The organism is Candidatus Protofrankia californiensis (assembly GCF_900634765.1).
Lineage (GTDB): Bacteria > Actinomycetota > Actinomycetes > Frankiales > Frankiaceae > Protofrankia > Protofrankia californiensis.
Genome location: NZ_CAAAFT010000484.1, coordinates 25,089 through 27,891, shown reverse-complemented (window position 1 = coordinate 27,891; position 2,803 = coordinate 25,089). Strand labels below are relative to the sequence as shown.

General features: G+C 68.2%; 4 protein-coding genes. All 4 read left to right on the top strand.

Annotated elements, in window-relative coordinates; all coding sequences use genetic code 11:
- Positions 1-339 (top strand): hypothetical protein (locus tag DD1DGNOD_RS28415; RefSeq protein ID WP_206443420.1); only part of this gene is annotated, 339 nt, incomplete at its 5' end.
- Between the two features lie 355 nt (positions 340-694).
- Positions 695-1,177, top strand: a complete 483-nt coding sequence (locus DD1DGNOD_RS24970) for a CarD family transcriptional regulator (protein ID WP_131749102.1) — start codon at positions 695-697, stop codon at positions 1,175-1,177.
- 60 nt (positions 1,178-1,237) lie between these two features.
- Positions 1,238-1,921, top strand: coding sequence for a 2-C-methyl-D-erythritol 4-phosphate cytidylyltransferase (ispD, locus tag DD1DGNOD_RS24965; RefSeq protein ID WP_131768796.1), 684 nt, complete (start codon positions 1,238-1,240; stop codon positions 1,919-1,921).
- 259 nt (positions 1,922-2,180) lie between these two features.
- Entirely contained in the window at positions 2,181-2,666 is a 486-nt protein-coding gene (gene ispF, locus DD1DGNOD_RS24960) for a 2-C-methyl-D-erythritol 2,4-cyclodiphosphate synthase (RefSeq protein WP_241251845.1), read from the top strand.
- Positions 2,667-2,803: the final 137 nt, after the last annotated feature.

Below are 2,803 nucleotides of genomic sequence, written 5' to 3'. Positions count from 1 at the left end.
ATCGTGCCGGTGGAGCCGATCGTGCCGGTGGAGTCGATCGCGCCGGTTCCGCAGACCTGGGACCAGCCGGTCGATGCGCTCCCGCCGCCGTTGCGATCGCAGTTCGGCCCGGTAGGCGGCCACGTCGTCGTCGAGCTCGCTCAGATCGTCGGGGATCCTGACGTTGAGCCGGGGGCCGAGCGGGGGAAGGTCCCCCCAGTGTTGATGCGGAAGGTAGGCATGAGGGTCGTCCCCGTGGCCAGGCCTGTTTCCGTCATCCCCGGACGCGGGCGGCGGCGGCGGTGTGACGTGCACCCCTCCATCGTGGCCGATGGACGGCTCATGTGCCGGGTGGTATAGGAAGCTGATGTCGTGTCAGCGGGGCAGACATCGTCCGGGGTGGTGCAGGCGGCCGCGGACGGCGACATCATGGACGGATTCCACCAGGCGGTGCGCTCCGGACGGTGCAGCGGCACGACCGTCCTTTGTCGATCATGGCGTCATGGGGGTAGCAAGAAGCACAACAACATCCGGGCAGGCTGCCCATGCTGGTGGCCATTGCCTGTTTCGCCTGGTCCGCAGCGTCGCTGACCTGCAGCGGACGCGTCACCGGGACGTCTGGGCGGGCCGTCGACGGCCCGTTCCACAAGCACGCGTCTGACCTGCGTCGATGCACGCGTGTTACTCTGGTGAAGGCGGAAGGGGCACTTGACACATGGCGTTCCAAGTCGGCGAGACCGTTGTTTACCCACATCACGGTGCTGCTCTCATAGACGCGATTGAAACACGCGTCATCAAGGGCGAGGAAAAGCTCTATTTGGTGCTCAAGGTTGCACAGGGTGACCTCACTGTACGCGTCCCTGCAGACAACGTCGCGATGGTCGGTGTCCGTGATGTGGTCGGCCAGGATGGCCTTGAGCGTGTGTTCGAGGTCCTGCGGGCTCCGCACACCGAGGAGCCGACCAACTGGTCGCGGCGTTACAAGGCGAATCTTGAGAAGCTCGCCTCGGGCGACGTGAACAAGGTCGCCGAGGTTGTTCGCGATCTCTGGCGTCGTGATCGCGAAAGGGGGCTGTCCGCTGGTGAGAAGCGCATGCTGAGCAAGGCGCGACAGATTCTGGTCAGCGAGCTGGCGTTGGCCGAAGGCACCAACGAGGACAAAGCCGAGGCGATGCTCGACGAGGTGCTGGCAGGTTAGTCGGCAGCAGATACCACGGATATCGGACGCGCCTGAATCTATCTGACGCTTTTTATGCATATGTCTGATCGTGTAGCCGCGATCGTTCCGGCAGCTGGCCGCGGCGAACGCCTCGGGGGGTCCGTACCCAAGGCGCTTCGTTCGCTGGCCGGTCGCTCACTCGTCCAGCATGCGGTTGAGTCGTTGACCTTGGCGACCCTGGTCGACCAGGTGGTTGTCGCCGCCCCGGCCGCGGAAGTGGACGCGTTCGCCGCACTGCTCGGGCCCGGCGTGCGTGTGATTGCCGGTGGCGCCGAGCGGATCGACTCCGTGCGGGCAGCCATCGCGGTGCTCGACGAGACGGTAGGGGTCGTCCTGGTGCATGATGCGGCCCGTCCGTTGACGCCCCCGGCGCTTGTCGACACGGTCGCGTCAGCGGTCCTGGCCGGGGCACCCGCGGTCATCCCGGTGGTTGCGGTGAACGACACCATCAAGCAGATCGACGACACCGGCAGGGTCGTGCGGACGGTTCCGCGTGACGTCCTGCGTGCGGTGCAGACCCCGCAGGGATTCCGTCGGGACGTGCTGGACGACGCCTACCGGTTCAGCGCGACGTTGCCCGCGGGGGTGGCGATCACCGATGATGCGGGGCTGGTCGAAGCGCTGGGCGTGGTCGTGACGACCGTCCCCGGGGCTCAGGAGGCGTTCAAGGTGACCCGACCCGCCGATCTGGTCCTCGCGGAGGCATTGCTCGCCCATCGCTAGACCGGCATTCCGTTAGACAACGCCGCCGGGCGCCTGGCACGGCCCTGGGCCGGTACCGCAGGGCAAACGCCGGCCCGGTCGCGGCCCAGGTTTCCCGGGGCCTGTCCGCGGGGCTCGCTCCTCGCTTGCCCGCGCCGCCGGCGCGGGCATAGTGGGCGTCGCGCGGCGCCGCACCGCCACAGCTTCCGGACCTGAAATTGTGATCGATCCGTCTTCGGTCGACGAGGTGTGATCAATCGGCCAATGATGCGTAAGCGAGGTGAGGGATCTGTCCGGACTTCCCCGGGTCGGGCTAGGTGTGGACGTCCACCCGTTCGCCGAGGGTCGTCCCTGCTGGGTGGCGGGCATTCTCTGGCCCGGCGAAACCGGGCTTGACGGCCACTCGGACGGCGACGTCGCCGCACATGCATCCTGCGACGCGCTGCTGACCGCGTCCGGGCTGGGAGATCTCGGCTCGGTCTTCGGTACCGGACGGCCGGAATGGGCCGGTGCGGCCGGTGTGGCCCTGCTGGGCGAGACGGCGAGGCTGCTGGCCGAAGCGGGCTGGACGATCGGCAACGTCGCCGTGCAGATCGTGGGCAACCGGCCACGCATGGCCGGCCGGCGGGCGGAGGCGCAGGAGGTTCTGGCAGCGGCCGTGGGTGCGCCGGTGAGCGTGTCCGCCACCACTACCGACGGCCTCGGGCTGACCGGCCGGGGAGAGGGACTCGCGGCGATCGCCACCGCGCTCGTCGTCCGTACCTGACCCAGGCGGCTGCGTTCGGCACAATCGCGCCGGAACGCAGGCACCTGAGCGCAGGCACCGGGACGCGACAGAGCCGGGATGCGGCGGAGCCGGATACGACCCAGCCGGATACGACCCAGCCGGATACGACCCAGCCG

What these genes read in the sequence shown, in the direction of transcription:
- DD1DGNOD_RS24970 (WP_131749102.1), top strand. Translation starts at nt 695, where the DNA reads ATGGCGTTCCAAGTCGGCGAGACCGTTGTTTACCCACATCACGGTGCT.
- ispD (WP_131768796.1), top strand. Translation starts at nt 1,238, where the DNA reads ATGTCTGATCGTGTAGCCGCGATCGTTCCGGCAGCTGGCCGCGGCGAA.